This window comes from Amycolatopsis sp. FDAARGOS 1241, assembly GCF_016889705.1.
Lineage (GTDB): Bacteria > Actinomycetota > Actinomycetes > Mycobacteriales > Pseudonocardiaceae > Amycolatopsis.
This window is the reverse complement of the sequence record NZ_CP069526.1, coordinates 2,039,535-2,063,882: the sequence shown is the minus strand read 5'-3', so window position 1 is coordinate 2,063,882 and position 24,348 is coordinate 2,039,535. Positions and strand designations below refer to the sequence as shown.

The 24,348-nt window shown below is 70.8% G+C and carries 17 protein-coding genes; 5 read left to right on the top strand and 12 right to left on the bottom strand.

Annotation, left to right across the window (positions count from 1 at the left end):
* Positions 1-223 precede the first annotated feature (223 nt).
* The 3 genes from I6J71_RS10195 to I6J71_RS10185 all read right to left on the bottom strand — a co-directional run bounded on the left by I6J71_RS10195 (position 224) and on the right by I6J71_RS10185 (position 2,195).
* Positions 224-721, bottom strand: a complete 498-nt coding sequence (locus tag I6J71_RS10195) for a DUF5130 family protein (protein ID WP_204094499.1) — start codon at positions 719-721, stop codon at positions 224-226.
* Positions 708-965 (bottom strand): hypothetical protein, encoded by a 258-nt coding sequence (locus I6J71_RS10190; RefSeq protein ID WP_204094498.1) that lies wholly within the window; start codon positions 963-965, stop codon positions 708-710. The genes I6J71_RS10195 and I6J71_RS10190 overlap by 14 nt, the downstream gene beginning before the upstream one ends.
* 777 nt (positions 966-1,742) lie before the next feature.
* Positions 1,743-2,195: an HNH endonuclease gene (locus I6J71_RS10185; protein ID WP_204094497.1), complete on the bottom strand. Its 453-nt coding sequence runs from the start codon at positions 2,193-2,195 to the stop codon at positions 1,743-1,745.
* Positions 2,196-2,593: 398 nt separating this feature from the next.
* Here I6J71_RS10185 and I6J71_RS10180 point away from each other — a divergent pair, with 398 nt between their 5' ends.
* The 4 genes from I6J71_RS10180 to I6J71_RS10165 all read left to right on the top strand — a co-directional run bounded on the left by I6J71_RS10180 (position 2,594) and on the right by I6J71_RS10165 (position 6,965).
* Entirely contained in the window at positions 2,594-3,574 is a 981-nt protein-coding gene (locus tag I6J71_RS10180; protein ID WP_204094496.1) for a mechanosensitive ion channel family protein, read from the top strand.
* A gap of 24 nt (positions 3,575-3,598) precedes the next feature.
* Positions 3,599-3,997, top strand: a complete 399-nt coding sequence (locus I6J71_RS10175) for a globin (protein ID WP_370542108.1) — start codon at positions 3,599-3,601, stop codon at positions 3,995-3,997.
* Positions 3,997-5,592: a glycoside hydrolase family 13 protein gene (locus I6J71_RS10170; protein ID WP_204094495.1), complete on the top strand. Its 1,596-nt coding sequence runs from the start codon at positions 3,997-3,999 to the stop codon at positions 5,590-5,592. The genes I6J71_RS10175 and I6J71_RS10170 overlap by 1 nt, the downstream gene beginning before the upstream one ends.
* A 476-nt stretch (positions 5,593-6,068) precedes the next feature.
* Positions 6,069-6,965, top strand: coding sequence for an acyl-CoA desaturase (locus I6J71_RS10165; protein WP_204096964.1), 897 nt, complete (start codon positions 6,069-6,071; stop codon positions 6,963-6,965).
* Here I6J71_RS10165 and I6J71_RS10160 read toward each other — a convergent pair.
* From I6J71_RS10160 to I6J71_RS10125, 8 genes are all read right to left on the bottom strand, one after another.
* The gene (locus I6J71_RS10160; RefSeq protein ID WP_239154602.1) at positions 6,952-7,320 is read right to left on the bottom strand and encodes a DUF6292 family protein; all 369 of its coding nucleotides are present in this window, start codon (positions 7,318-7,320) and stop codon (positions 6,952-6,954) included. The genes I6J71_RS10165 and I6J71_RS10160 overlap by 14 nt on opposite strands.
* Before the next feature lie 238 nt (positions 7,321-7,558).
* Positions 7,559-7,846, bottom strand: a complete 288-nt coding sequence (locus tag I6J71_RS10155) for a hypothetical protein (protein ID WP_204094493.1) — start codon at positions 7,844-7,846, stop codon at positions 7,559-7,561.
* A gap of 61 nt (positions 7,847-7,907) precedes the next feature.
* Positions 7,908-8,543, bottom strand: coding sequence for a hypothetical protein (locus I6J71_RS10150; protein ID WP_204094492.1), 636 nt, complete (start codon positions 8,541-8,543; stop codon positions 7,908-7,910).
* Positions 8,536-8,958, bottom strand: coding sequence for a thioesterase family protein (locus tag I6J71_RS10145; RefSeq protein WP_204094491.1), 423 nt, complete (start codon positions 8,956-8,958; stop codon positions 8,536-8,538). Before I6J71_RS10145 ends, I6J71_RS10150 begins: the two co-directional genes overlap by 8 nt.
* Positions 8,955-13,940 (bottom strand): NAD-glutamate dehydrogenase, encoded by a 4,986-nt coding sequence (locus tag I6J71_RS10140; protein ID WP_204094490.1) that lies wholly within the window; start codon positions 13,938-13,940, stop codon positions 8,955-8,957. Before I6J71_RS10140 ends, I6J71_RS10145 begins: the two co-directional genes overlap by 4 nt.
* A 1,313-nt stretch (positions 13,941-15,253) precedes the next feature.
* Entirely contained in the window at positions 15,254-17,824 is a 2,571-nt protein-coding gene (locus I6J71_RS10135; RefSeq protein WP_204094489.1) for a hypothetical protein, read from the bottom strand.
* A gap of 16 nt (positions 17,825-17,840) precedes the next feature.
* Entirely contained in the window at positions 17,841-19,517 is a 1,677-nt protein-coding gene (gene ettA, locus I6J71_RS10130) for an energy-dependent translational throttle protein EttA (RefSeq protein WP_204094488.1), read from the bottom strand.
* Positions 19,518-19,616: 99 nt separating this feature from the next.
* Positions 19,617-21,635, bottom strand: coding sequence for a cytochrome c oxidase assembly protein (locus I6J71_RS10125; RefSeq protein ID WP_204094487.1), 2,019 nt, complete (start codon positions 21,633-21,635; stop codon positions 19,617-19,619).
* 63 nt (positions 21,636-21,698) lie between these two features.
* Here I6J71_RS10125 and I6J71_RS10120 point away from each other — a divergent pair, with 63 nt between their 5' ends.
* Positions 21,699-22,337, top strand: a complete 639-nt coding sequence (locus I6J71_RS10120) for a histidine phosphatase family protein (RefSeq protein WP_204094486.1) — start codon at positions 21,699-21,701, stop codon at positions 22,335-22,337.
* A gap of 837 nt (positions 22,338-23,174) precedes the next feature.
* On the opposite strand, the gene I6J71_RS10115 is transcribed toward I6J71_RS10120, so the two are convergent.
* Positions 23,175-24,347, bottom strand: coding sequence for an MFS transporter (locus I6J71_RS10115; RefSeq protein WP_204094485.1), 1,173 nt, complete (start codon positions 24,345-24,347; stop codon positions 23,175-23,177).
* Position 24,348 lies beyond the last annotated feature (1 nt).

Here is a 24,348-nt window from a genome sequence, read left to right as displayed (position 1 = left end):
CGTCGGCCCTCACGCACCACGCGGGGCGGAGTCGGCCGCGCCCGGACACCGAAGAAGGGGTCTCCTCGCCGTTCACGAGGAGACCCCTTTGCACGTCGGGCGGCAATTCGGACCGCACACCCGCCCTGCGCGCGGGGAGTTCCGCGGCGACCTCGTCAACCAAGAAGGGGCCTCCCCGACGATTCGAGGGGGCCCCTTCGTGCGTCCGGAGGACGCGGAAAGCTCAGTGCTGCTTCGGGTCCGGCCCGGCCTGGTCGCTCAGCATGCGCAGGGCGTTGACGAGACCGCCGACCAGGTCGCCTTCCTTGAAGGACGCGACCATGCTCGCCACGGCGAGGTTGGCCCCGCGGTCGGGCAGGCGCACGTGGGCGCGCCGGCCGGTCACGATCTCGATCGCGCGCTGGGCCGGGGACACCGCGATGACCACGGCGTTGGCCGGGTCGTCAGTCGACTGGTGCAGCTTCTCGGCTTCGGCACGGGTGTCCTCGCCCAGGTCGCCGAGGTACACGCTGAAGGCGACGCCGGACTCGCGGGTCGCGAACGTCAGCGCCTCGTCGAGCCGTGCGAGCTGCTGCACCGTGAACGGGCTGGTCGGCGGGGCCGGCTCGTACATCTTGGCCGCGGACCGGCGGCCGCTGTTCGTGATGACCTCACCGAACGGCAGGTCCTTCTCCGCAACGTCGACCGCGGTGGCCGAGTGCGCGAGTTCACCACTTGCCACGTGCGCCTCCGGCGGCGGTCGGGGCGCCCGCAGGCACCGCAGCTTCCGATTCCACGGCGTGGTGGTGGCCGGCACCGACCCCGTCCGGGTTCGCGGTCCACCACATCGCGGGGTACTCCCACGGCTGCCCCGGCCGGTACCGCGGCGTCCCCGAGAACTTCTTCCGCAGGGTGGCCGCGCCGACCACCAAGTAGATGGCCAGGGGGATGACCGCGTAGACCAGGATCGTCTCCACAACGTTCACGCCGGTGAGCGTATCGGATGGCCCTGGTGGCCACCGCGCGGCGCCGTGCCAGGGGCGACCGCTCGTCGTGTGGGAACGCCCGTCCGCCGCTTGGCTGGCGGCCGCTGGAACGTTGGGGCGAAGCCGGGCGGGCCGAAAGGTTGCAACTCAACGTACAGGCGGCCGTACCGGTCGCCCCCGCCTTGTCGAAGTGGTGAAATCCTCGTAGCTTTTTCACCTGTACGGGCCTTGCGCCCCGCTCCTCAGCCCCAGCAGGTCACGCACCGGTCCCAGGAGGCCACCTCATGCAGAGCGTCCAGCCCCCCGCTCAGGCGATCACCGACCCGATTTCGTCACCCAGCGAGACGGAATTGCTGCCCGGAACCCGTGTGACGTCCGGCACAAGGGTTACCCGTGGTACTCGCGTCACTCGCGGTACTCGCGTCACCGGCGGCACCCGCGTCACACGTGCCACCCGAGTCACCCGCGGCACGCGTGTCACGAACGGCACCCGCGTGACCGCCGGCACCCGCCTGACTCGTGGCACCCGCGTGACTCGAGGCACGCATGTCACCTGCGGTACCCGCGTCACCAGGGGCACGCGCGTCACCCGCGGCACCCGCGTGACCGCCCGGTCCGACTACGCGCTGGCCGCCTGACCCGATCCACGCGAGAACGCCCGCCCCCGCCCGGGTCGTGAGATTGGCACAACTGCTCGGAACAGCTTCGCCGGACACGGTTCATCGGCTCGCCCCGGCCGCCGCAAGGCAGCCGGGGCGCCGACGTGTCCGGGCCCGTTCAGGCCGCGGAACCCAAGTACGGCTGCCAGAGGGGGTCGGCCTCCTTGGAGTGCGCCAGCAGGCGCCAGTGCGGGCCGTGGGGCGCCCGCGGCACCACGCGCAGCCGCCAGCCGAGCTCGGACAGGAGCCGGTCGGCCTTGCGGTGGTTGCACTTGGCGCAGCACGCCACGCAGTTGGTCCAGCTGTGCGGACCGCCGCGGCTGCGCGGGAGGACGTGGTCGATCGTCTCGGCCCGGCCACCGCAGTAGGCGCAGCGATAGCGGTCGCGGTGCATGAGCCCCGCCCTGGTCAGGGGTACCTGAGCGCGGTACGGCACCCGCACGTACGTGCTGAGCCGGATCACGGACGGGACGGGCAGCGACACGGTCGCGGCGTGCAGTTCCACGCCGGCCGGGTCGCCGTGGACGACCTCCGCCTTGCCGCACATCACCAGCACCACCGCGCGGCGCATCGGTAGTGCGGTGAGGGGCTCGAACGTCGCGTTCAGCAGCAGAACGCGACGGCGGCCCCAGGACAGGGTCGCCGGGTCCCGGCCTCTACGCTGTCCGGGCGGACGGGAAACACCCCCTGGTCGGGTCCCCGGCCCGGCCGGGTTCGCTCCGCCGGTTGCGGAGCCTCCCGGGCAGGCACGCAGGACCGCCTCCGGCGACTGCTCGGCCATGGCTTGGCCGGCGCCGCCGAGGGGGATGGGTTGTCGGTCTGGCACTCGACCACCTCCACCGGTGCAGGCATAGTCGACCACACATCAGCCCCAAAGTGCACGTGTGTTACGTGACGTGTCACGTGCGCGCGACCCAACATCCACTTGCCATTGGCTGAACCGAAGCGACGGAAGGACTGTCCCAGCTCGTGAACGCCGTGCTCAGCGCCCCGCCAGCGTGCATTTCGGATCCCAGCACCTGGTGCTCGCAGGTCTATTCGATCACGCACAACGAGTGGCTCGCCGGGTCGGCGGGCTGGCTCGTCACGAAGCCGCTGCGGATCATCCTGATCGTCGTCCTCGCCTTCCTCGTGCGTTATCTCACACGCCGGCTGATCGACCGCGTGACGACGCTGCCGCGCGGTGGCAGCGGCAAGCTGCCGGCCCTGCTGAGACCGTTGCGCGAACGCGCTCCCGACGTGCTCGGCACCGCCGTGGTGGAACGGCGGCGGCAGCGGGCGAAGACCATCGGCTCGGTGCTGAGGTCGATGTCCACGTTCCTCATCTACGGCCTGGCGTTCATCCTCGTGCTCGGCGAACTGGGCATCAACCTGGCGCCGATCATCGCGTCGGCCGGCATCGTCGGCGTCGCACTCGGCTTCGGCGCGCAGAACCTGGTGCGCGACTTCCTGTCCGGCATCTTCATGATGATCGAGGACCAGTACGGCGTGGGCGACGTCGTCGACATCGGCCCCGCGACCGGCACGGTCGAAGCCGTGGGCCTGCGCATCACGACCTTGCGCGACCTGCAGGGCACGGTCTGGTACGTCCGCAACGGCGAGGTGCTGCGCGTCGGCAACTCGAGCCAGGGCTTCGCCGTGGCCGTGGTCGACGTGCCGCTGGGGTACTCCGCCGACGTGGACCTCGCCTCGACCGTGCTCACCCAGGCCGCCACGAAGGCCGTGGAGAGCGAGACGCTCGCCGTCAACGTGATGGAGCCTCCGGAGATGCTCGGCGTCGAGAAGGTGACCCCGGAGGGCATCCTGCTGCGGCTGACGGTGAAGGTGCGGCCGGGCAAGCAGTGGGCCGTGCAACGGGCGCTGCGCGGGCACCTGCTCGCCGCGCTGGAGGAGGCGGGGTTCGAGCCGCCGCTCGGGCGTTTCCTGTCGGCACCGGGAGCCGACAAGTAGCGGCGGGCAGGGCAAGATGGAGGTGTGTCGACTGTGAGTGGCCAGGACCCCGCGAACCTGTACGAAGCCATCGGCGGCGAGCCGACGTTCCGCCGGATCGTCGCGCGCTTCTACCAGGAAGTGGCGAAGGACGAGGTGCTGCGCCCGCTGTACCCGGAGGAGGACCTCGGCCCGGCCGAGGAGCGCTTCCGGCTCTTCCTGATGCAGTACTGGGGCGGCCCGCACACCTACTCCGACCGGCGGGGGCACCCGCGGCTGCGGATGCGCCACGCGCCGTTCAAGATCGGCCCGATCGAGCGCGACGCGTGGTTGCGCGCGATCCGGATCGCGGTCGACGAGGAGAACCTCCCCGAGCCGTACCGCGAGCAGCTGTGGGCCTACCTCGAGATGGCGGCGCACAGCATGATGAACAGCTTCGTCTGATGAGACGCGGGGTGGCGGGGCAACGGCGGCCACCGGAGCGCCGGCCCCGTCCGTCGTGGTGGCGCGACGCCGTCTTCTACCAGATCTACGTGCGCTCGTTCGCCGACTCCGACGCCGACGGCGTGGGCGACCTCGAAGGCATTCGCGGCAAGCTCGGCTACCTGGAGCTGCTGGGCGTCGACGCGCTGTGGCTCACGCCGTTCTACCGCTCCCCGATGGCCGACCACGGCTATGACGTGGCGGACCCCCGCGACGTCGACCCGCTGTTCGGCACGCTCGGCGACTTCGACGCGCTGCTCACCGAGGCGCACGGGCGCGGCATCAAGCTGACCGTGGACCTCGTCCCGAACCACACGAGCAACCAGCACGCGTGGTTCAAGTCCGCGATGGCCGCCGCGCCCGGCAGCCCCGAGCGCGACCGGTACGTCTTCCGCGACGGGCGCGGCCCCGGCGGCGCGGAACCGCCGAACAACTGGGTGTCGGTGTTCGGCGGGCCCGCGTGGACGCGCGTGCCGGACGGGCAGTGGTACCTGCACCTGTTCGCGCAGCAGCAGCCGGACCTCAACTACGCCAACGCCGACGTGCGCTACGACCTGGAGCGCACACTGCGGTTCTGGCTCGACCGCGGCGTCGACGGGTTTCGCATCGACGTGGGCCACGGCATGGCGAAACCCCCGGGCCTGCCCGACATGGACCCGCGGGCGGCCGGCTGGGGCGGCGGCGAGCACTACGACCCCCGCTTCGACGACGACGGCGTGCACGAGATCCACCAGATGATCCGCAAGGTGCTGGACGAGTACCCGGACACGATGGCCGTCGGCGAGATCTGGGTGCACGACGAAGAGCGGCTCGCGCGCTACCTGCGCCCGGACGAGCTGCACCTGGCCTTCAACTTCCGGCTGGTGCTCACCCACTTCGACGCCGACGCGATGCGCACGGCGATCGAACGCTCGCTCGCCGTGCCGCGTGCGGCGGGCGCCTGGGCGACGTGGACGCTGTCCAACCACGACGTCTGGCGCACCGTGAGCCGTTACGGCGGCGGCGCGGCCGGGCTGCGCCGGGCGCGGGCGATGGCGCTGGTGGAGTTGGCGCTGCCAGGAGCGGTGTACCTCTACAACGGTGAAGAGCTGGGCCTGCCGAACGTCGACCTGCCGATCGAGGCGATGGAGGACCCGCGGGCGCGCACGCAGGGCCCGGAGTTCGGCCGGGACGCCGAACGCGTGCCGATGCCGTGGGAGGGCACGCTGCCGCCGTTCGGCTTCTCGCGCAACCCGCGCACCTGGCTGCCGATGCCGCCCGAATGGGCCGAGTTGACCGTCGAGCACCAGCTCGAGGACGCGGCATCCACGCTGTCGCTCTACCGCCGGGCCGTCGAGGTGCGCAAGACGCACCCCGCGTTCGGCGTCGGCGACGAGCTCGAGTGGTACGGCGCGCCCGCCGGCTGCTTCGCGTTCCGCCGCGGCCGGGGCGGCCTGATCTGCGCGCTGAACACGTCGGCGAGTTCCATCGCGCTGCCGCCGGGTGAGGTGCTGTTGTCGAGCAGTCCCCTGGTGGACGGCCGGTTGGCGCCGGACTCCGCCGCGTGGCTCGTCTGATTCGTCCGTCCACATAAGACGGACGAATACCCGCCGGTAGCAACGCGTTGCGCACTCGAGGTGTACACCGCCGGGGACGGGTGAACCGGTGACGCGGCGCGAGGTGAATTTTCGGTCCACAAAGCGGGAAATCCGGCACACGCGCAGGTCAGAGGAGATTTTTCCAGCACCACAACGGTTTCCGGAGTGGTCACACCGGTTCCAGCTTACGATCCGGGGAACCTTCACGCGATGACCCTCGTTGGGGTGGACAGGTCGCGGTCGGCGACCCCTGACGCCGACCGCACGCACGGTGACCCGGCAAGACGGGCCACCGTCGAAACGGCCTCGGCGCTGCAGAGTGCAGAACCGGACCAGCTCGACAGGAGCGTTCCAGCATCGACACACCCAGCACGACCCCCATCGCCACCTCCGAGTCCGCCTCCTCAGAGTCCGCCACCGCCACGGCCGTCCGTGAAAAGCCGGTGGCCGAGCCCATGCTCGCCGGCCGCAAGACCGGCACCGAAACCTTCCTCGTGAAGCTGTTCGCCGTGGTCCCCCTGCTGGCGGTCGCCGCCGCGGTGCCCCTGGCCTGGGGTTGGGGCCTGAGCTGGCTCGACATCGGCCTCGCCGTCGGCTTCTACTACCTCACGGGTCTCGGCATCACCATCGGGTTCCACCGCTACTTCACCCACGGTGCGTTCCGCGCCCGTCGCGGCCTGCGGATCGCGCTGGCCGTGGCCGGCAGCATGGCGATGCAGGGGCCGGTCATCGCGTGGGTCGCCGACCACCGGCGCCACCACGCGTACTCCGACCGCGAAGGCGACCCGCACTCCCCGTGGCGCTTCGGCACCACGCCCGCTGCGCTGGCCAAGGGTTTCTGGCACGCCCACATGGGCTGGATCTTCGACCGGGACAAGACCAACCCGCGCCGGTTCGCCCCCGACCTGCTCGACGACCCGGACATCCGGCTCGTCGATCGGCTCTTCCCCCTGCTCACGGTCGTGACGCTGCTGGCGCCGGCGCTGCTCGGCGGCCTCATCACCATGAGCTGGTGGGGCGCTCTCACCGCGTTCTTCTGGGCGAGCCTCGTGCGGGTCGCGGCGCTGCACCACGTGACGTGGTCGGTGAACTCGCTGTGCCACCTGATCGGTGACCGCCCGTTCGCCGCGCGCGACCGGTCGGCGAACTTCTGGCCGCTGGCGATCCTGTCGTTCGGCGAGTCGTGGCACAACTCCCACCACGCCGACCCGACCGGAGCGCGCCACGGCGTCGGCCGGGGTCAGCTCGACACGTCGGCGCGGCTGATCTGGTTGTTCGAGAAGGTGAACTGGGTGTCGCACGTGCGCTGGCCGCGCCCCGAACGGCTCGCGCGGAAGCTCAGAACTGTTTGACGACGGGCCGGACGCACCGCTCGAGGCGGGACCGCAGATCGCGGTGGTCTCGGGCGGGGCGGACCGGCTGAGGGGTCCATGCGCCGCCATCAGGAGCCGAGACGACCTGGGTGACGAACCGCCCGACGAGGGCGGGTTCCGGGACAGCGTCGCCGCCCAGACGGGAGACCAGCAGCGGCTGCTCGGCCGGCGCGGTCTCCACCGACAAGGTCCAGCCCTGCCGGGAACTCCACAGCAACATCAGGTCACGGCCCGGGAACCGCGGCGAGCGACGGCTCAGCGCGACGTACGCCGTGACCGTGTCGGCGACCTCGCACGACGTCCCCTCCTCGGAGACGCCGACGGCATCGGCCACCGCACGTACGTACCCCGCGAGCGCGCGTCTGAGCAGCAGCGGGTCTTCGTGAACGGACTCGGTTGTCAGACGATCGGGACCGGACAGGAGCATTTGTCTCCCCTCCACCGTCCTGGGATCGGCTCGGGCGGGAACGGCCTTCGGAACCGCGTGCCCGCACGACGCCGGGGCCCGGCGGTGCGGTTGGTCTGAGTCGCGCCGATCTTTTCGGACATCGGCGGCTGATCCGGCACCGACTCTACCCAATGTTTTGCGTCACAGGGACCGCTGAATCGCTCTGATCTGTGCCCCAGTCGCCGGAATCCGCCACCGACGTGGCGATCCACGCTGCGAAAAGTGCCGCCTGCACGTAGGGTGCGGCTTCCCCGACGGCCCGGCCGACCTTGTTCCACCGCCCCGAAAGCTGCTGGCGGTCGGGTTTCGGTGACTCTTCGGCGTCGACCGGGCGCTCGGTGCGCCACGGCGTATCACCGGTGCGCACCGAGATGAGGAAATCCTCCGTCGGGTCATCCTCGGGGTCGGTCATGTGCCCACCCTCGCACCGCAGTCGGAAATGCACCACGGTCTGCAAGGGAATCGCAAGGAATTCAGAAGACAATGGGCAACAGCGCGTGCCTGCGTTTCAGCACGGCGCCGTAGCGGGCGTCGAGCCGCAGCCACGAATCGGTGGCCGTCACGCGTACGACGTCGCCGGTGATCGACGAGTCGAACAGGCCCATGCCGGACAAGGCGAACAAGCAGCGCAGCTGCACCTTGACCTCGAGTTCCCCACCGGTCACCGTGAGCACGGCCTGGTCCATCAGCGAAGCCGGCGGGGTGCCGTGCGGGCCGACGTTGTCGCGGGCCAAGGTCACCCCGCGGTCGGCGAGGTCCGACACCACGCCGACCGGCAGGTCGTCCACGAGCTGCCACTTCCCGGACGCGGGCAACTCCGCATGCCAGAGCAGGTCGCGTGCCGGGCCGGGGTCCATCACCTCGCCGCCCGCGACCGTGAGGGCCGCGAGCAGCTCGTTGCCGGACACCGTGACGTCGGCGGGGGTGACGGTCCCCGCCACCGCCCGGGTGGCGAGGACCTCGAACGGCGTGGCCGTCCACGCTTCGACGACGCCGTCGCCGCGGTTGCGCAGCCGCACGGCAGCGCCGCCGTCGAGCCGCACGGCACGCGCGACGAACGCGCCGAGCGTCTCGCGGTCGGCCGGATCCGGGATGCGCAGCTCAGGCATCGGCGAACACCTTCTTGAGGAACTCCGTCTCGGCGGTCGTGAGCCGCCGTGGCCGCAGCTTGCCGGTGTCGTACGGTGCCAGCACGGTTTCGGCGGTCACGGCCACCGGGTCCGACTCCTCGGGCCCCGTGTGCACGCGGTAGGCCAGCGTGATGCTGGCGGCCTTGAGCTCCGCCAGCGTGATCTCCACGCGCACCTTGCGCTCGGGCTCGACCACGATCGGCGTGCGGTAGTGCACGGCGAGCTTCACCACGACCACGCCCTGGGGCAGCTCCGTGAGCCCGGCTTTCACCGCGTCGCCGAACAGCACGGGGATCCGCGCCTCTTCGAGCAGCGTCACCAGGTTCGCGTGGTTGACGTGCCCGTACACGTCCATGTCGGACCAGCGCGGCTGGACGTGCGAAACGTAGGTCACCGCACCGTGCTCCTGATCTGGCGCGCGGCCACCGACAGCGTGGCGAGGTCGAGCCGCCCGGAGCGGGTGATCTCGTCGAGCGCCACACGGGCGCGGGACAGGCGCGACGCGTTGGTCTTCTCCCACTGCGCGATCTGCGCGTCGGGCTCCACGTCCTGGTCACTGTGGCGCAGGGCGTCGAGGGTGATGGCGCGCAGCGAGCCGTACACGTCGTCGCGCAGCGAGAGCCGCGCGAGGGCGTGCCAGCGGTTGCCACGTTCGAGCTTGCTGATCTCGGTGAGCATCTTGTCGATGTCCAGGTGCTCCGAGAGCGCGTAGTACAGCCGGGCCGTCTCGGCCGGGCTGTGCTGCGCGTCGAGCCCCACCTGCTGCTCGGCCAGCTCGGCCACCTCGACGACGTCGAGCAGGCCGTAGCTGTGCAGCAGCAGCGCGACGCGCCGGGCCAGGTCGGCGGGCGCGCCGCCGGCCACGAGCCGCGCGGCGCGCTCCTCGACCGACTCGAGCTCGCGGCCGCGCAGCAGGTCGCCCAGCTTAGGGCCGAACTCCGCGATGACCGGGCCGAACCGGTTGATTTCCGCGAGCGGCGCGAGCGGCTGCGGCCGGTTGGTGAGGAACCACCGGGCGGCGCGGTCGAGCAGCCGGCGGGTCTCCAGCACCATCGCGTCGGCGACCTCGGTGGGCACCACGTTGTCGAGCGCGTCGATCTCGGCCCACAGCTTCGGCAGGTCGTAGACGTGGGTGACCACGGCGTAGGCGCGCACTGCGTCGGTCGCCGTCGCGTTCAACTCCTCCATGAGGCGGTAGACGAACGAGATGCCGCCGCCGTCGACCAGCTCGTTGGTCACGAGCGTGGTGATGATCTGGCGACGCAGCGGGTGCTGCATGATCGCTTCGGCGAACCCTTCGCGCAGCGGCGTCGGGAAGTACTCCGGCAGCCGGCGGGCGAACACCTCCGAGTCGGGCAGCTCGCTGGCGAGCAGCTCGTCCTTGAGGTCCAGCTTCACGTGCGCGAGCAGCGTGGCGAGCTCCGGCGACGACAGGCCTTCGCCCGCCTTCTCCAGCGCACGGAACTCCGAGGAGCTCGGCAGCGCTTCGAGCTTGCGGTCGAACGCGCCCTTCGCGACGAGCGAGGACACCTGCCGCGCGTGCACCGACACCATCGGCCCCGCGTGGGCCCGGCTCACGCCGAGCACCGCGTTCTGGCGGTAGTTGTCGTCGAGCACCAGGTCCATGACCTCGTCGGTCATCTCCTCGAGCAGTTCGTTGCGCCGCGTGTGCTCCAGGTTCCCGGTGGCCACGAGGTGGTCGAGCAGGACCTTGATGTTCACTTCGTGGTCGGAGCAGTCCACGCCGGCCGAGTTGTCGAGCGCGTCGGTGTTGATCTTGCCGCCGGCGCGGGCGAACTCGATGCGGCCGAGCTGGGTCAGGCCCAGGTTGCCGCCTTCGCCCACGACCTTCACGCGCAGCTGGTTGCCGTTGACGCGGATCGCGTCGTTGGCCTTGTCGCCCGCGTCGGCGTGCGTTTCGGTCTCCGCCTTGACGTACGTGCCGATCCCGCCGTTCCACAGGAGCTCGACGGGCGCCAGCAGGATCGCCTGGATGAGCTCCATCGGCGGCAGGTGCGTCACGCCCTCGGCGATACCGAGCGCCTCGCGCACCTGCGGGCTGATCGGGATCGTCTTGGCCGAGCGCGGGTAGATGCCGCCGCCCTCGCTGATGAGCGAGCGGTCGTAGTCGTCCCACGAGCTGCGCGGCAGGTCGAACAGCCGGCGTCGCTCCGCGTACGTCGACGCGGCGTCGGGGTTCGGGTCGAGGAACACGTGCATGTGGTTGAACGCGGCCACGAGCCGGATGTGCTCGGACAGCAGCATGCCGTTGCCGAAGACGTCGCCCATCATGTCGCCGATGCCGACGGTCGTGAAGTCCTGCGTCTGGGTGTCCTTGCCCAGCTCGCGGAAATGGCGCTTCACGCTCTCCCACGCACCCTTGGCCGTGATGCCCATGGCCTTGTGGTCGTAGCCGACCGAACCGCCGGAGGCGAACGCGTCGCCGAGCCAGAACCCGTACTGCGCCGAGACCTCGTTGGCGATGTCGGAGAACTTGGCGGTGCCCTTGTCGGCCGCGACGACGAGGTAGCTGTCGTCGGCGTCGTGGCGCACCACGCCCGGAGCCGGCACGGTCTTGCCCTCGACGCGGTTGTCGGTGAGGTCGAGCAGGCCCGAGATGAACATGCGGTAGCACGCGATGCCCTCGGCCAGCTGCGCGTCGCGGTCGAGGCCGGCGTCGCCCGTCGGCGCCGGCGGGCGCTTCACCACGAAGCCGCCCTTCGCGCCGACCGGCACGATCACGGCGTTCTTCACCGCCTGCGCCTTCACCAGGCCCAGGATCTCGGTGCGGAAGTCCTCGCGCCGATCGGACCAGCGCAGGCCACCGCGCGCGACCTCGCCGAAGCGCAGGTGCACACCCTCGACCCGGGGCGAGTACACGAAGATCTCGAACTGCGGGCGCGGCTCCGGCAGCTCCGGCACGCCGCTCGGGTCGAGCTTGATCGCGAGGTACGGCCGCGGGGTGCCTTCCCCGTCCGTCACGTGGTAGTTGGTGCGCAGCGTCGCGTTGATCACGGCCATGAGGCGGCGCAGGATGCGGTCTTCGTCGAGGCTCGTGACCTCGTCGATCATCCCTGTGATCTCGCCGACGAGCGAGTCCTCGCGGATTTTGCGGTCCACATCGGACAGCTGCGGGTCGCAGCGCGTCTCGAACAGCCTCAGCAGCCGCGTGGCCACCTCGGTGTGCTTGAGCACCGTGTTCTGGATGTAGGACTGGGAAAACGGGCTGCGGGCCTGCTGCAGGTAGAGCGAGTACGCGCGCAGCACGGCGGCCTGGCGCCACGTGAGGCCGGCGCGGAGCACGAGGCCGTTGAAACCGTCGACCTCCGCATCGCCCTGCCAGGCGGCTTGGAAGGCGGACTCGAACCGCTCGCGCAGCTCGTCGACCGCGGCTTCGCTGGACGCGTCGAGGTACTGCGCGTCGATGCGCAGGCCGAAGTCGTAGATCCAGCTGGGGCCGCCGTCTTCGCGGAACAGCTCGTACGGCCGCTCGTCGACGACCTCGACGCCCATGGCCTGCAGCAACGGCAGGACCTTCGACAGCGTCACGCCTTCGCCGCGCAGGTACAGCTTGAACCGGCGCTCGCCCGGCTCCGCGCCGGCGGGCAGGTAGAACGCCAGCGCGAGGTCGCCCTCGTCGGCCAGCGTGTCGAGCTTCCGCAGGTCGGCGAGCGCCTCCTCGGCGGTGAAGTCTTCCTTGTAGCCCTCGGGGAAGACCGCGGCGAAGCGCTGTCCCTGGTCGACGGCGGACTCCTCGCCCATCACGCCGAGCGGCTGGCCATCGCCCGCGCGTTCGCGGCGCTCGGCCAGGATCGCCTCGACCATGCGGTCGTCCCAGCTGCGCACGACGGTGTTGAGCCGTTCCTGGATCCGCAGCGTATCGGGCTCGATCCGGTGCGCGGGGTCGGTGTGCACGATGAAGTGCACCTGCGCGAGCACGGTTTCGCCGATGCGCGCGCTGTATTCGAGCTGAGTGCCTTCCAGCTCCTGTAGCAGCACTTCCTGCATCGCCAGCCGCGACCGCGTGGTGTAGCGGTCGCGCGGCAGGTAGACCAGACAGGAGTAGAAGCGGCCGTACGGGTCGCGGCGCAGGAACAGCCGCAGCCGGCGGCGGTCCGACAGCGTGATGGCGCCCGTCGTCGTGGCGTACAGCGAGTCGGTGTCGGCCGAGAACAGGTCGGCGCGCGGCCAGTTCTGCAGCACCTCGAGCATGCGCTGGCCGGAGAACGACTCCATGGGGAAGCCGGCGCGGTGGATGACCTCGCGCACGCGCTTGCACACCACGGGGATGTCGAGCACGTTCTCGTGCAGCGCCGTGGTGGTGAACATGCCGAGGAACCGGTGCTCGCCGGTCACGGTGCCGTTCTCGTCGAACGTCTTCACGCCGACGTAGTACGGGTACACAGGCCGGTGCACCGTCGAGGGCGCGCTCGCCTGCGTGAGCACCAGCAGCGTCGGCGACAGTGCGTTGGCGCCGTTGTCGGGGCCCGCGGTGAGGCTGCGCGCGGCGAGGCTGTCCTGGCGCAGCACGCCGAGGCCGGTCGCGAGGACGCCGCGCAGCGCGGGATCGTCGCTGTCCGGGTGCGGATTGTCGACCAGCTCGTAGCGGCGGTAGCCGAGGAACGTGAAGTGGCCGTCGGCCAGCCAGCGCAGCAGCCGGGCGCCTTCGGTGACCTGGCTCGGGTCCGTCAGCTTCGGCGGGTCCTGCTCCAGCTCCTCGGCGACGGAGATCGCCGTCTGCGCCATCTTGTCGGCGTCCTCGACGACCTCGCGCACGTCGCCCAGCACCGACGAGAGCCGGTTGTCCAGCTCGCGCGCGCGGTTGGGGTCGGTGACGAGGTCGATCTCGACGTACATCCACGACTCCGCCGCCGACATCGCCGGCGGGTCGGCCGGGTCGGCGTCGGGGTGCAGGCCGATCAACTCGCCGGTGACATCGCGGCTGACGACGACGATCGGGTGCACGATGCGGTGCACCTGCACGCCGTCGCGCGCGAACTCCGCGGCCACGCTGTCGACCAGGTAAGGCATGTCGTCCGTGACGACCTGCACGACGGTGGCCTCGCGGCTCCAGCCGTCCTGCGCCGCGGTCGGGTTCAGGAGGCGAACCGCCGGCCGCCCGGGCATCCGCTGTTTCGCGAGCTGCAGGTGCGACCGCACCGCGCCGACCAGCGCCACGGGGTCGTCACCCACGATCTCGTCCGCCGGGATGTGGCGGTAGTACAGGCGGATCAGGTCACCGATCTCGGGCGCCTGCCCGGCGGCGGCGTCGATCAGCTCGTCCCGGATCTGCTCCGGGCTGGCCGATCGGCGCGCCACGCCGGCTTCGGCGCCGACATCTGTTCCGGGCGGGGACGAAACTCCCGTCGAGCTCATTGAGGCAACTCTCCTGTGCGAGATCGAGACGCGTCCGTCACCACAACGTGGCGAACACCCCACACACTAATCCGACCCCACCACGCCCGTGCCGAAGCCCGGGAGTTGTCCAGACTTCCGTTTGCCTTGCCCGGCCACGGGTTCCCGCGTTGATCGGTTCAGCTACCCAGCGGTCGGGTAACGCCCGGCGGATCGCGAATCCCTTGGCACACTGCGTGCCCCACCAGTACCCCACCTACCACAGCGACCAGGCAGCTTTTCGTGATCGGTTCAGTGACCACCGACGCACCGGCGCACGGGCGGTCAAACCGGAAAAGGTTGCCTGCCCGCACTGCGAGGATTCCCACACCCGAACCGCCCAGACGGGCTACCGGCCAGCTGTACTTCTGGTGATTATCGGGCCACCCGCCCCCAGCCGGTGCCCTCCACGCGCCACGTTCACCGCGGGCCGCACACGCCCACGCATCACCGACCGCCCCACCAGGGGCGGGCGAAAACCATGAACCCCCACGTGCCGGCGGCACCGGTCCGCAGTCACTCAGCGCGCACCATCCGCTCGGCTCGCCACCACCGGCAACGCCGATCCTCCCCACACCAACCGTCCCGGCCCGCCATCAGCCGGCAATCCAACTCAGCGCCCGTCCCCACCCACCCGGCCCCCAGCACCAGCCGGCAACGCAACTCAGCGCACACGCACAAGCAGCGCCGCCGGCCCGCAAATCAACTCCGCGACCACCCACCGACGCGGCCCACCACCAGCCCGCAACGCCTCAAGCCCACACGCCAACAAGCCCAGCCCACCACCGGCCCGCCAACCAACTCAGCCCCACGCAAACGGACCGGCCCACCACCCCACCGGCAACGCTTCTTCAAACCGACACACAACCAGCAATCCAACCGCCGGCCCGCAAATCAACTCCGCGCCCACCACCGACGCGACGCACCCCCACGCCAACCGACCCGGCCCGCCACCCACCGCACACAACCAGCCCGGCCACCGCCAGCCGGCAAATCAACTCATCCCCACGCCAATCGACGCGGCCCACCGCCGGCCAACAACCCAACGAAACCCCGCACCCAGCCCCCGCCCTGCACCTCGATCCCCGCCTGCCACGCGGTCTGGATCACCTTGTCAAGGCACGCTTTTCAGCCTTGACAAGGTGATCCAATCCGTCGTCACGTTAGAAATCGGGGTGCCCCTGCACCACCCCGGGCGCAATGTTGCGCGCCAGCGCAACGAGCCGCCCGAGACAGCCCGCCGCCCGAGACAGCCCACACAACCACGCCAGAACCAGAAGCAGAAGAACCGGACCTCAGTCCCCGTTCCTCTTCCTCTCCCCCACACCATGCCCGTTCACCGGCCGCTTCTCCTCGTCCTGCGACCCGAACTTCTTCACCAACGCCGCTGCACTCGCGGTGCCGGCCTGGTGCTCCGCCAGCGCTCTGGCCAGCAACTCCGCCAGCCCGGCATCCGGCGGTGGCTCGTCCTCCGCGATGGCCCGCGCGTAACTCTCGGGGAACGGCTGCGAAGTCGGCGTCCACGAATCGAAGTCCTCGAGCGGGTCCAACGCCGGCGGCATCCGCAGCTTCGGCAGCCACGGGTCCGCGGCCACTTCCGGAGAAGCCAGCTCATCCCGCGGTGCCGGCGCCAGCTCCGGCGTGTCCCGCTTCCACGGCGGCCCCGTCACGTCCGCGACCGGCTCGGGCTCCTCGACCCGGGAAGTTTCTTCCCGAACCCCGGATTCGTCCGCCCGCCTGCGGCCACCGCCGCCACCGGATGAAATCCCCAGCCGGTCCAGCACCGACCGCGCCGCGACCGAACCGTGCTCCGCGTCGTGGCGGGTTTTGCGCCCCCGCGCACCCTCACCACGCCGCGCGCGTTCTTCGCGAGCCCACTCGTCGCTCTCCCACAACGGGGCCGCGTGCTCGTCGGCCGGCGCCGGCGCCAACGGCAGCTCCGGCAAGATGTCCGAAAGGTCCGGCAACGACAACCGCGGCAGATCGTGCGCCACCGCCGGCGCCTTACGCACCGGCTCTTCTCGCGGCACCTCGGCCACCGGCTCAGGCGGTGGTTTCGGCACGGGCCGAACCTCGGGCGCACGCACTTCGGTGGCCCGGCTCTCCGCCGGCCGCACGTCCGCCGCGTGTACCTCCGAAGCCGCTTCCGGTTTCTTGAACGGCTTCACCCAGCCCGGCAACGCGGGCCGCTCTTTCGCCGCGCGCCGCCCGGTCTCGCCCGGCGCCGCAGCCGACGCTCGCTCCGCACCACGAGCCCCGTTCACCGAGCGATCAGCCGAGCGTTTGCCCGGGCCCTGAACCGAAGTCCGTTCCGCGCGCGGGTTTTCCGGCTGCGGCGCCGACAACGTGAACCGAGCCACCGGCTCAGCCTGGCGCTCCGCCGACGTCTCCTCGCGCACCGCGGCTCGCCGTTCGGGCTCCGGCTCGTCCCGGATCACCGGGATCACCGACGTCCGCTCGGCCGCCGACTCCTCGGCGACCCGCCCGAAAGACCACGTGGGCGCCTTCGGGGTCTTGGGCGGCTTCCGCGCGGGCTCCGCCGGCTTGCGCACAGGCTGTTCCTCCGCCACCGGAGCGGCCTCCGCCACGGAGGCGGTTTCCCGCACGGGCGCGGCCGATACTTCCGCCTTGACCGGCCGGATGATGGCCGTGGTCTCGACGTCGCGCACCGGCGGCTCCACGGCCATCGGCACCGGACGGCCACCCTGCGGGGCCGATCTCGCGATCACGTCGTCGAGGTCCAGCGGCGCCACCGTGTCCGCGCCGAACTGGCCCGCGAGCAGGCCGCACGCCTGCCGCCGCGCCCGCGAGTGGACGTGTTCTGCTGCGCGTGAGCGGTGCAGGCAGGCGATGGCTTCCTCGGCACTGCCGAACCGCTCCTCGATCTGCGACAGCTCGAGCCACAGCCGCGAGGTGATGGCGGGGAGGTTGTGCCGGTCCGTGCTCGCCACGGCTTCGCGCACCAGTTCGGCCGCCGCGTCACCGGCGCCCGCGGGCAGGTGCACGCGCGTCGCCACCGCCAGCCGCAGCCACGCGGTGGGCGCGACGCCCGCGGCGCGCACCGGCGCGTCGAGCATCGGTTCCGCGATTTCGTGAGCCATTTCGATGTCGCCGCGGTCGAGCAGCGTGCTCACGAGCTGAAGCACGAGCCGCACGCGCACGAGGCCGCCGTCATCGGCCGGGTTGTCCAGCTTCTCGAGGAACCCGAGCCCGGTGCGGGCGGCATCGGCGGCCGCGGTGAGGTCGCCGTGGCGGCGCCGGTGGGCCGCGGCCCCGTTGCGCAGCAGCGCGCGCACGAGCAGCCGGGTGTCGGCGTCGAGCGATTCGTCGGCGACCACCAGCTTGTCGGCCTCGACGAGCACCCGGTCCAGCTCAGGCTTGCGGCCGAACTGCGCGAGGCAGCCCACCAGGTGGCACAGCGCCTCCGCGCGGTGCACGGGCGAAACCGCCGGCTCCGACAGGACCGGCCGCAGCGCGGTGAGGCCCGTCAGCGGGGTCCCGAGGCTGCGGGCGCAGATCGCCAGATCGATCCGCAGCCGCGCGGCGATGTCCGCATAGCCCGCGTGTTCGGCGGCGCGCAAGGCCGCGACGGCGCGGCCGACGCTTCCGGTGCGGGCGCCGAGCCGCACCCGCGCCGAGATCACGAGGCTCTCGGCGCGGATCCACTGCTCGTCCGCGCCCGCGGCCTCGGCGAGCGCGGCCGCGCGCTCACCGAGCACCAGGGCGAGTTCGGGCGCACGCAGGTTCAGCGCGTCCGCCCGTTCGATCAGCCGTCCGAGGTCCGAGAGGGTCGCCCCGCCGGCATCAGCGAGCCGCCCGCCCGCGGGTGCGGGCGAGCTCGACCGGTTGTGCCGGCTGGCTTCCACGGGGTACCGGCCCCCTCTAGTCGCGGGTCAGCTTGCGGTGGGTGACCCGGTGCGGGCGCGCGGCCTCGGCACCGAGCCGCTCCACCTTGTTCTTCTCGTAGCCCTCGAAGTTGCCCTCGAACCAGAACCACTGCGCCGGGTTCTCGTCCGTGCCCTCCCAGGCCAGGATGTGGGTCGCGACGCGGTCGAGGAACCACCGGTCGTGGGAGATGACCACGGCGCAGCCGGGGAACTGCTCGAGCGCGTTCTCCAGCGAGCCGAGGGTTTCGACGTCCAGGTCGTTGGTCGGCTCGTCCAGCAGGATCAGGTTCCCGCCCTGCTTGAGCGTCATCGCGAGGTTCAGCCGGTTGCGCTCACCACCGGAGAGCACACCCGCGGGCTTCTGCTGGTCCGGTCCCTTGAAGCCGAACGCGCTCACGTAGGCGCGCGAAGGCATTTCGGTCTGCCCGACGTGGATGTAGTCGAGCTTGTCCGACACGACCTCCCACACCGTCTTCTTCGGGTCGATGCCGGCGCGGTTCTGGTCCACATAGGACAGCTTGACCGTCTCGCCGATCTTGACCGTGCCCGCGTCCGGCTCCTCGAGCCCGACGATCGTCTTGAACAGCGTGGTCTTGCCGACGCCGTTGGGGCCGATCACGCCGACGATGCCGTTGCGCGGCAGGTCGAACGACAGCCCGTCGATGAGCACCCGGTCGTCGAAGCCCTTGCGCAGCTTCTCGACCTCGACCACCACGTTGCCCAGGCGCGGGCCCGGCGGGATCTGGATCTCCTCGAAGTCGAGCTTGCGGTGCTTGTCGGCCTCCGCCGCCATCTCCTCGTAGCGGTCGAGGCGCGAACGCGACTTGGTCTGGCGGGCCTTCGCGTTGGAGCGGACCCACTCCAGCTCGGTCTTGAGGCGCTTGGCGAGCTTCGCGTCCTTCTTGCCCTGGACTTCGAGGCGCTCGCGCTTCTTCTCCAGGTAGGTGGAGTAGTTGCCCTCGTAGCCGACGACGCGGCCACGGTCGAGCTCCATGATCCACTCGGCGACGTTGTCCAGGAAGTACCGGTCGTGGGTCACGGCCAGGACGGCGCCCTTGTAGTTGGCCAGGAACTGCTCCAGCCACAGCACGCTCTCGGCGTCCAGGTGGTTGGTGGGCTCGTCCAGGAGCAGTAGGTCGGGCGCGGACAGCAGCAGCTTGCACAGCGCGACGCGGCGGCGCTCACCTCCGGAGAGGTGGGTGACGGGTTCGTCCGGCGGCGGGCAGCGCAGGGCGTCCATCGCCTGCTCGATCGTGGAGTCGAGCTCCCACGCGTCGGCGTGGTCGAGCTCTTCCTGGAGCTTGCCCATCTCCTCCATGAGCTCGTCGGTGTAGTCGGTCGCCATCTGCTCGGCGATCTCGTTGTACCGGTCGAGCTTCTTCTTGGTTTCGCCCAGGCCGTCCTCGACGTTCTGGCGGACGGTCTTCGTCTCGTCGAGCTCCGGCTCCTGCATGAGGATGCCGACCGTGGCACCGGGCTGCAGGAAAGCCTCGCCGTTGCTGGCCTGCTCGATCCCCGCCATGATCTTGAGAACGGTGGACTTACCGGCACCGTTCGGCCCCACCACGCCGATCTTGGCGCCGGGGTAGAACGCGGTGCTGACGTCGTCGAGGATGACCTTGTCCCCGACGGTCTTGCGCACCTTCTTCATGGTGTAGATGAACTCGGCCATGAAACCGATCGTAATGTGAGCCCATCGGCGCCCTGACGGCGGTCACCACCGCGCTACCGAGCGTCATGCCCACATCACGCGGACGACATCATCGCCGGGTCATTCGACCCGTTTGCCCTCCGCGAGATTCTTCAGCATCGCGTTGTAGGCCGCCAGTTCCTCGCCGCCGGTGTTCTCCTCGCGGCGGTCCTTGCGCTTGGCCTCGCGCTCGTCGGCGCGCGCCCACTGCACGAGCAGCGCGATCAGCACCAGCAGCACCGGCACTTCGCCCGAGGCCCACGCGATGCCGCCGCCGAGGCGCTGGTCGGTGAGCAGGTTGCCGACCCACGGCAGCCGCAGCGACGTGTAGAACTCCTGGCCGATCACCGTCTGCATGTTCATGAGGATCACGCCGAAGAACGCGTGGAACGGCATGGCGGCGAACATCATCCCGAGCCGGCCGACGGCCGGGATCTTGCGCGGCGCCGGGTCGACGCCGATCACCGGCCAGTAGAAGACGTAGCCGGCGAGCAGGAAGTGGGCGTTCATCGCCAGGTGCGCCCAGTGGTAGTTGAGCGCGGCGTCGAACAGGCCCGAGAAGTACAGCGCGTAGAACGACCCGACGAACAGCAGCAGCGCGACGACGGGGTGCGTCAGGAACCGCGACACGGGCGAGTGCACGGCCGCCAGGAGCCACTCACGCGGCCCGGGCGGGGCGTCGCGGCCGGCGGGCGGCAGCGCGCGCAGGGCGAGCGTCACGGGCCCGCCCAGCACCAGCAGCACGGGCGCGACCATCGACAGGAGCATGTGGTTGCCCATGTGCACGCTGAACATCGCCGGCGAGTAGCGGCCGATGCCCGACGACGTGGCGAGCAGGATCACAAGGCAGCCGGCGAGCCAGGCGACGAGCCGGCCCGTGGGCCACGTGTCGCCGCGCTTGCGCAGCCGTCGCACGCCCGCGAGGTAGAGCCCGGCCAGGACGATCGCGAGCGTCCCGTAGACGAGGTCGAAGCGCCAGTCGGAGAGCAGGCGCCAGAACGTCGGCGGGCCGTCGAGGTTGTAGCCGATCAGCAGCTCGGTGGTGGAGGGCTGTGTGACCGCGTCGGCCGGGGGTGGCGTGCGGGCGAGGCCGGACGCGATCCCGATCGTGACGAACATGATCAGCACCTCGACGGCCGCGAGCCGCAGCAGCTGGCCTCCGCCCTTGCCGTCGACGAGGTTCTTCACGCCGCGCTGGCGCTGCTGCTGGCCGAACACGCCGAGCAGCAGCAGCGCGACGACCTTCGCGACGACGAGCAGGCCGTAGTCGGTGGTGAACAGGTCGCCGAGGTTGATGCGCACCAGCGCGTTGATCACGCCCGAGATCGCCATCACGACCCAGCAGACCAGCGCCAGCTTGGAGAACCGCCGTGCGGCGAGCGTCAGGTGTGCACCGCGGCGCCAGCCCAGTGCGAGCACGGCGATGAGGCCGCCGACCCACAGCGCGGCCGCGACGAGGTGGAACAGCAGGCTGTTGGTGGCCACGTCGTGGGAGCCGCCGCTCGCGGAGTGGCCGGTGACCGCGACCGGGACCAAGCCCGCGACGGAGACGAAGAACAGCACGGCCGTCCAGCCCCACGTGAGCACGAGCCGGCAGCCGAGCGCGAGCAGGATCGCGATCAGCGCCGTCCAGAGCCACGCCTTCGGCTGCTCGATCGCGTCGACGAGGTCCAGGAGCGTCTGCGGGGACAGGACTTCCAGGAACGGCTTGCCGGCCCCGTCGGCAGCGGTGAAGGCGACGGACAGGATGGACGCGCCGAACCAGACCCACGCGGCGATCCCGGCCGCGCGCACCGCCGCGTACCCCTCCGGGCGGAGCGTGCCGGACTTCTGCGGCGGCACCAGGAACGCGGCCAGCAGCAGCGCCCCGACGCAGATGACGGACGCGGCTTCGGCGAGCACGCGGACGACCGTGATGCCGTACTGCGTGACCAGCCCCGGATCGGGCAGGCCCGCGATGAGGTAACCCGCGCCACCCGTGAGCGCGACGAGCCCGACCGCGACGACCGCGGCGAGCACGACGCCCACCGACAGCAGCGGGAGAACGCTCTGCCTGCGTCGCGCCGCCGGTTCCGGTTTCGTCACTGCTTCGGTGCTCACCGTTCGAGATTAGGCCGGTCTCGTTTTCCCCGGCACGCGGGTGTGGCCAGGCATGATGGTTTCGTGCGGATCATCCTGCTGCGTCACGCCGAGTCCCTCGGCAGCGTGGACCAACTCGCCTACACGCGGATCCCGGACCACGCGATCCCCCTGACGGAAACCGGCCGCGCCGAGGCACGCGCCGCGGGCCCCGCGATCAAGGAACTGCTGCGCGGCGAACGGCCGGCCGTGTACGTGAGCCCCTACCTGCGTACGCGCGAGACTTTCCGCTTGCTGGACATCCAAAGCCAGTGCGACCGCGTGATCCAGGAGCCGCGGCTGCGCGAGCAGGACTGGGGCAACCTGCAGGATCCGCAGGACCAGGAGGTGCAGCGGCAGCGCCGGCACGAGTTCGGCCACTTCTTCTACCGCCTGCCCTTCGGCGAATCGGGCGCCGACGTCGACGACCGCGTGGCCGGCTTCCTGGCCGAACTGCTGCACAGTGGCGAAACTCACCCGAGGACGGTGCTGGTCGTCTCCCACGGCCTCACGCTGCGGCTGCTGTGCCGCCGGCTGTTCGGCTGGAGCGTGGACCTGTTCGAGTCCCTGTCCAATCTGCGCACGTGCGAATACCGCGTCCTGGAACACGACGGCGACAAGTGGCGGCTGGACCGGCCCTTCGGGCAGTGGCGAACCTCACCCGACGGCGAAACCCAGGGCTGAGCGCGGAAATCGGCTGCCCCCCGGGTCGACGTCCCCGCTCACTGTGAGCGCGCCATCAGGCTCGGCTCGATGGCAGGTCGTGGGTCCGGGGTCCCGCCACGCGAAACTCAGCCGATCTGCCAGGCGCCGGCGACCACTGATCGGGCGCCGAACCGGATGAGAGCCCGGGTTGGTTCGCGGACGGTGTCCACCGAAGGCTCCGTCTGCGCCGGTGTGTCCGCCTTGGCGATGCCTCTGAGTGCGGTGGGGTCGCGGTATGCGTTTTCGCAGTAGGTGACATCGCCGGTCCGGTAGAGCTTGTTTCGACGCGGCGGATGCGGGCGGTGCAGGCGCAGAAGCTGGTGGGGTTGGTGATGCCGAGTGCAGCGTGAGCGCGATCTGACCGCATGCCGCACGTCCCTCCGACCCCGTGGGCCCAGGCACGCCGGCAAGACGCTCGAGCCGGTCGGTACCCCAGGTTGATTGGCCTCGGTGACCACGGCTGGAAATCAAGCCCAACCGGGATCAAACACGATCGCGCAGCGGGCACGACCTCTCCCACACGATCACGGGACGTAGACACTGACACGGTCGACAGGGAATAGATGCCGCTTCGACCAGGCCAGAGACGGTGCCAGACCCCCGCCCTCCTGAGGGGGGCGTCCTGGCCATCCTATCGGCCAGCCCCGACAAAACCGGCGCGAAGCGCCACACGAGGCCGATTCATCCACAACACGGCCGCCCTGTGTACAGGCCATCCCGCGGCTACCCAGACGGCGCACACAGCCGCCCTCTCCTCACACAGCCGCGCCACACCTCACACAGCCGCCAGCACCGCCTCACGAACCGCCCCGCCCCTCACACAGCCGCCTCCACCGCCTCGCGACGCCGCGCCCGCGCCGCGACCAGCGCCGCCGGAACGATCAGCGCCGCGATCGCACCGACCACCACGAACGACACCGAATAGGACGTCGCCTGCGCGATCCCGCCGATCATCGGCGGCCCGGCGAGAAAACCCGAGTAGGCGACCGTGCTCACGAACGCCAGCTCACGCTCCCCGCCGCCGCCGTCCACGCGTCTGCCCGCGTCGCCGGCCAAGCTGAGCGCGAGCGGAAAGGCAAAGGCGAGCCCAGCCCCGGCAAGCGCGAAGCCGACGTACGCGAATCCCGCCGGAGTGAACACCGCAGCGCAGATCAACCCGATCGCGGCGATCCCGGCGCCGACGGCGAGCGACCGCGTGGCACCGAACCGCTGCTGGCACCACGCACCCCCGAGCCGCGCCACCGCCATGGCCAGTGAAAACCCCGAATACGCCAAGGCCGCGGCCCCCTGCCCGACGCCGTGCGCCGTCACCATGAGCAGCGCCGACCAGTCGGAGCTGGCGCCTTCGGCGATCGCGGAGCACAGCGCGACAGCGGCGAGCAGCCACAGCGCGGGACGGCGGATCGGCGCCCGGCCGCGTTCCGGCGCGGCGGTCTCCTTCGGTGGCCGATCCCCCGGCACGTCCTTGAGAACGGCCAGGAGAACGGCCAGCGCGAGGACGGCTGCGACGGACAAGTGTCGCGCGGGCGGCCAGCCGTGCCCCGCGGCCAGCCCGGCGAGCAGCGACCCGGCGAGCGCACCGAAGCTGAACCCGGCGTGCAGTGTCGGCATCACGGCGCGGCCACTCCGGCGTTCGACGGCGACAGCCGCGATGTTCATCGACACGTCGAGCGAACCGACCCCGGCGCCGAGCACGAACAGCGCGCAGGCGAGCAGCGCAACGTTCGGCGCGAACCCGACGAACGCCAGCGCGGCGGCGGCCACCACCGTGCTGCCGGCGACGGCGGCGCGGGCACCGACGCGTTCGGTGATCCGGCCGGAAACCGGTGCCGCGCAGAGCATCCCGACGCTCGCGCCGAGCAACGCCAGCCCGAACACGCCCGGCACGGCGTGCACCTGCGCGGCGATGGCCGGTGTGCGCGGAGCCCACGAACCGAGGGCGGCCCCATTGAGCGCGAAGACCGCGAACACCGCCGTCCGATCGCGCATC

Coding starts and splice junctions, on each gene's coding strand:
- I6J71_RS10155 (WP_204094493.1), bottom strand. CDS start 7,846: ATGACCGACCCCGAGGATGACCCGACGGAGGATTTCCTCATCTCGGTG.
- I6J71_RS10150 (WP_204094492.1), bottom strand. CDS start 8,543: ATGCCTGAGCTGCGCATCCCGGATCCGGCCGACCGCGAGACGCTCGGC.
- I6J71_RS10165 (WP_204096964.1), top strand. CDS start 6,069: ATGCTCGCCGGCCGCAAGACCGGCACCGAAACCTTCCTCGTGAAGCTG.
- I6J71_RS10140 (WP_204094490.1), bottom strand. CDS start 13,940: ATGAGCTCGACGGGAGTTTCGTCCCCGCCCGGAACAGATGTCGGCGCC.
- ettA (WP_204094488.1), bottom strand. CDS start 19,517: ATGGCCGAGTTCATCTACACCATGAAGAAGGTGCGCAAGACCGTCGGG.
- I6J71_RS10170 (WP_204094495.1), top strand. CDS start 3,997: ATGAGACGCGGGGTGGCGGGGCAACGGCGGCCACCGGAGCGCCGGCCC.
- I6J71_RS10185 (WP_204094497.1), bottom strand. CDS start 2,195: ATGCGCCGCGCGGTGGTGCTGGTGATGTGCGGCAAGGCGGAGGTCGTC.
- I6J71_RS10115 (WP_204094485.1), bottom strand. CDS start 24,347: ATGCGCGATCGGACGGCGGTGTTCGCGGTCTTCGCGCTCAATGGGGCC.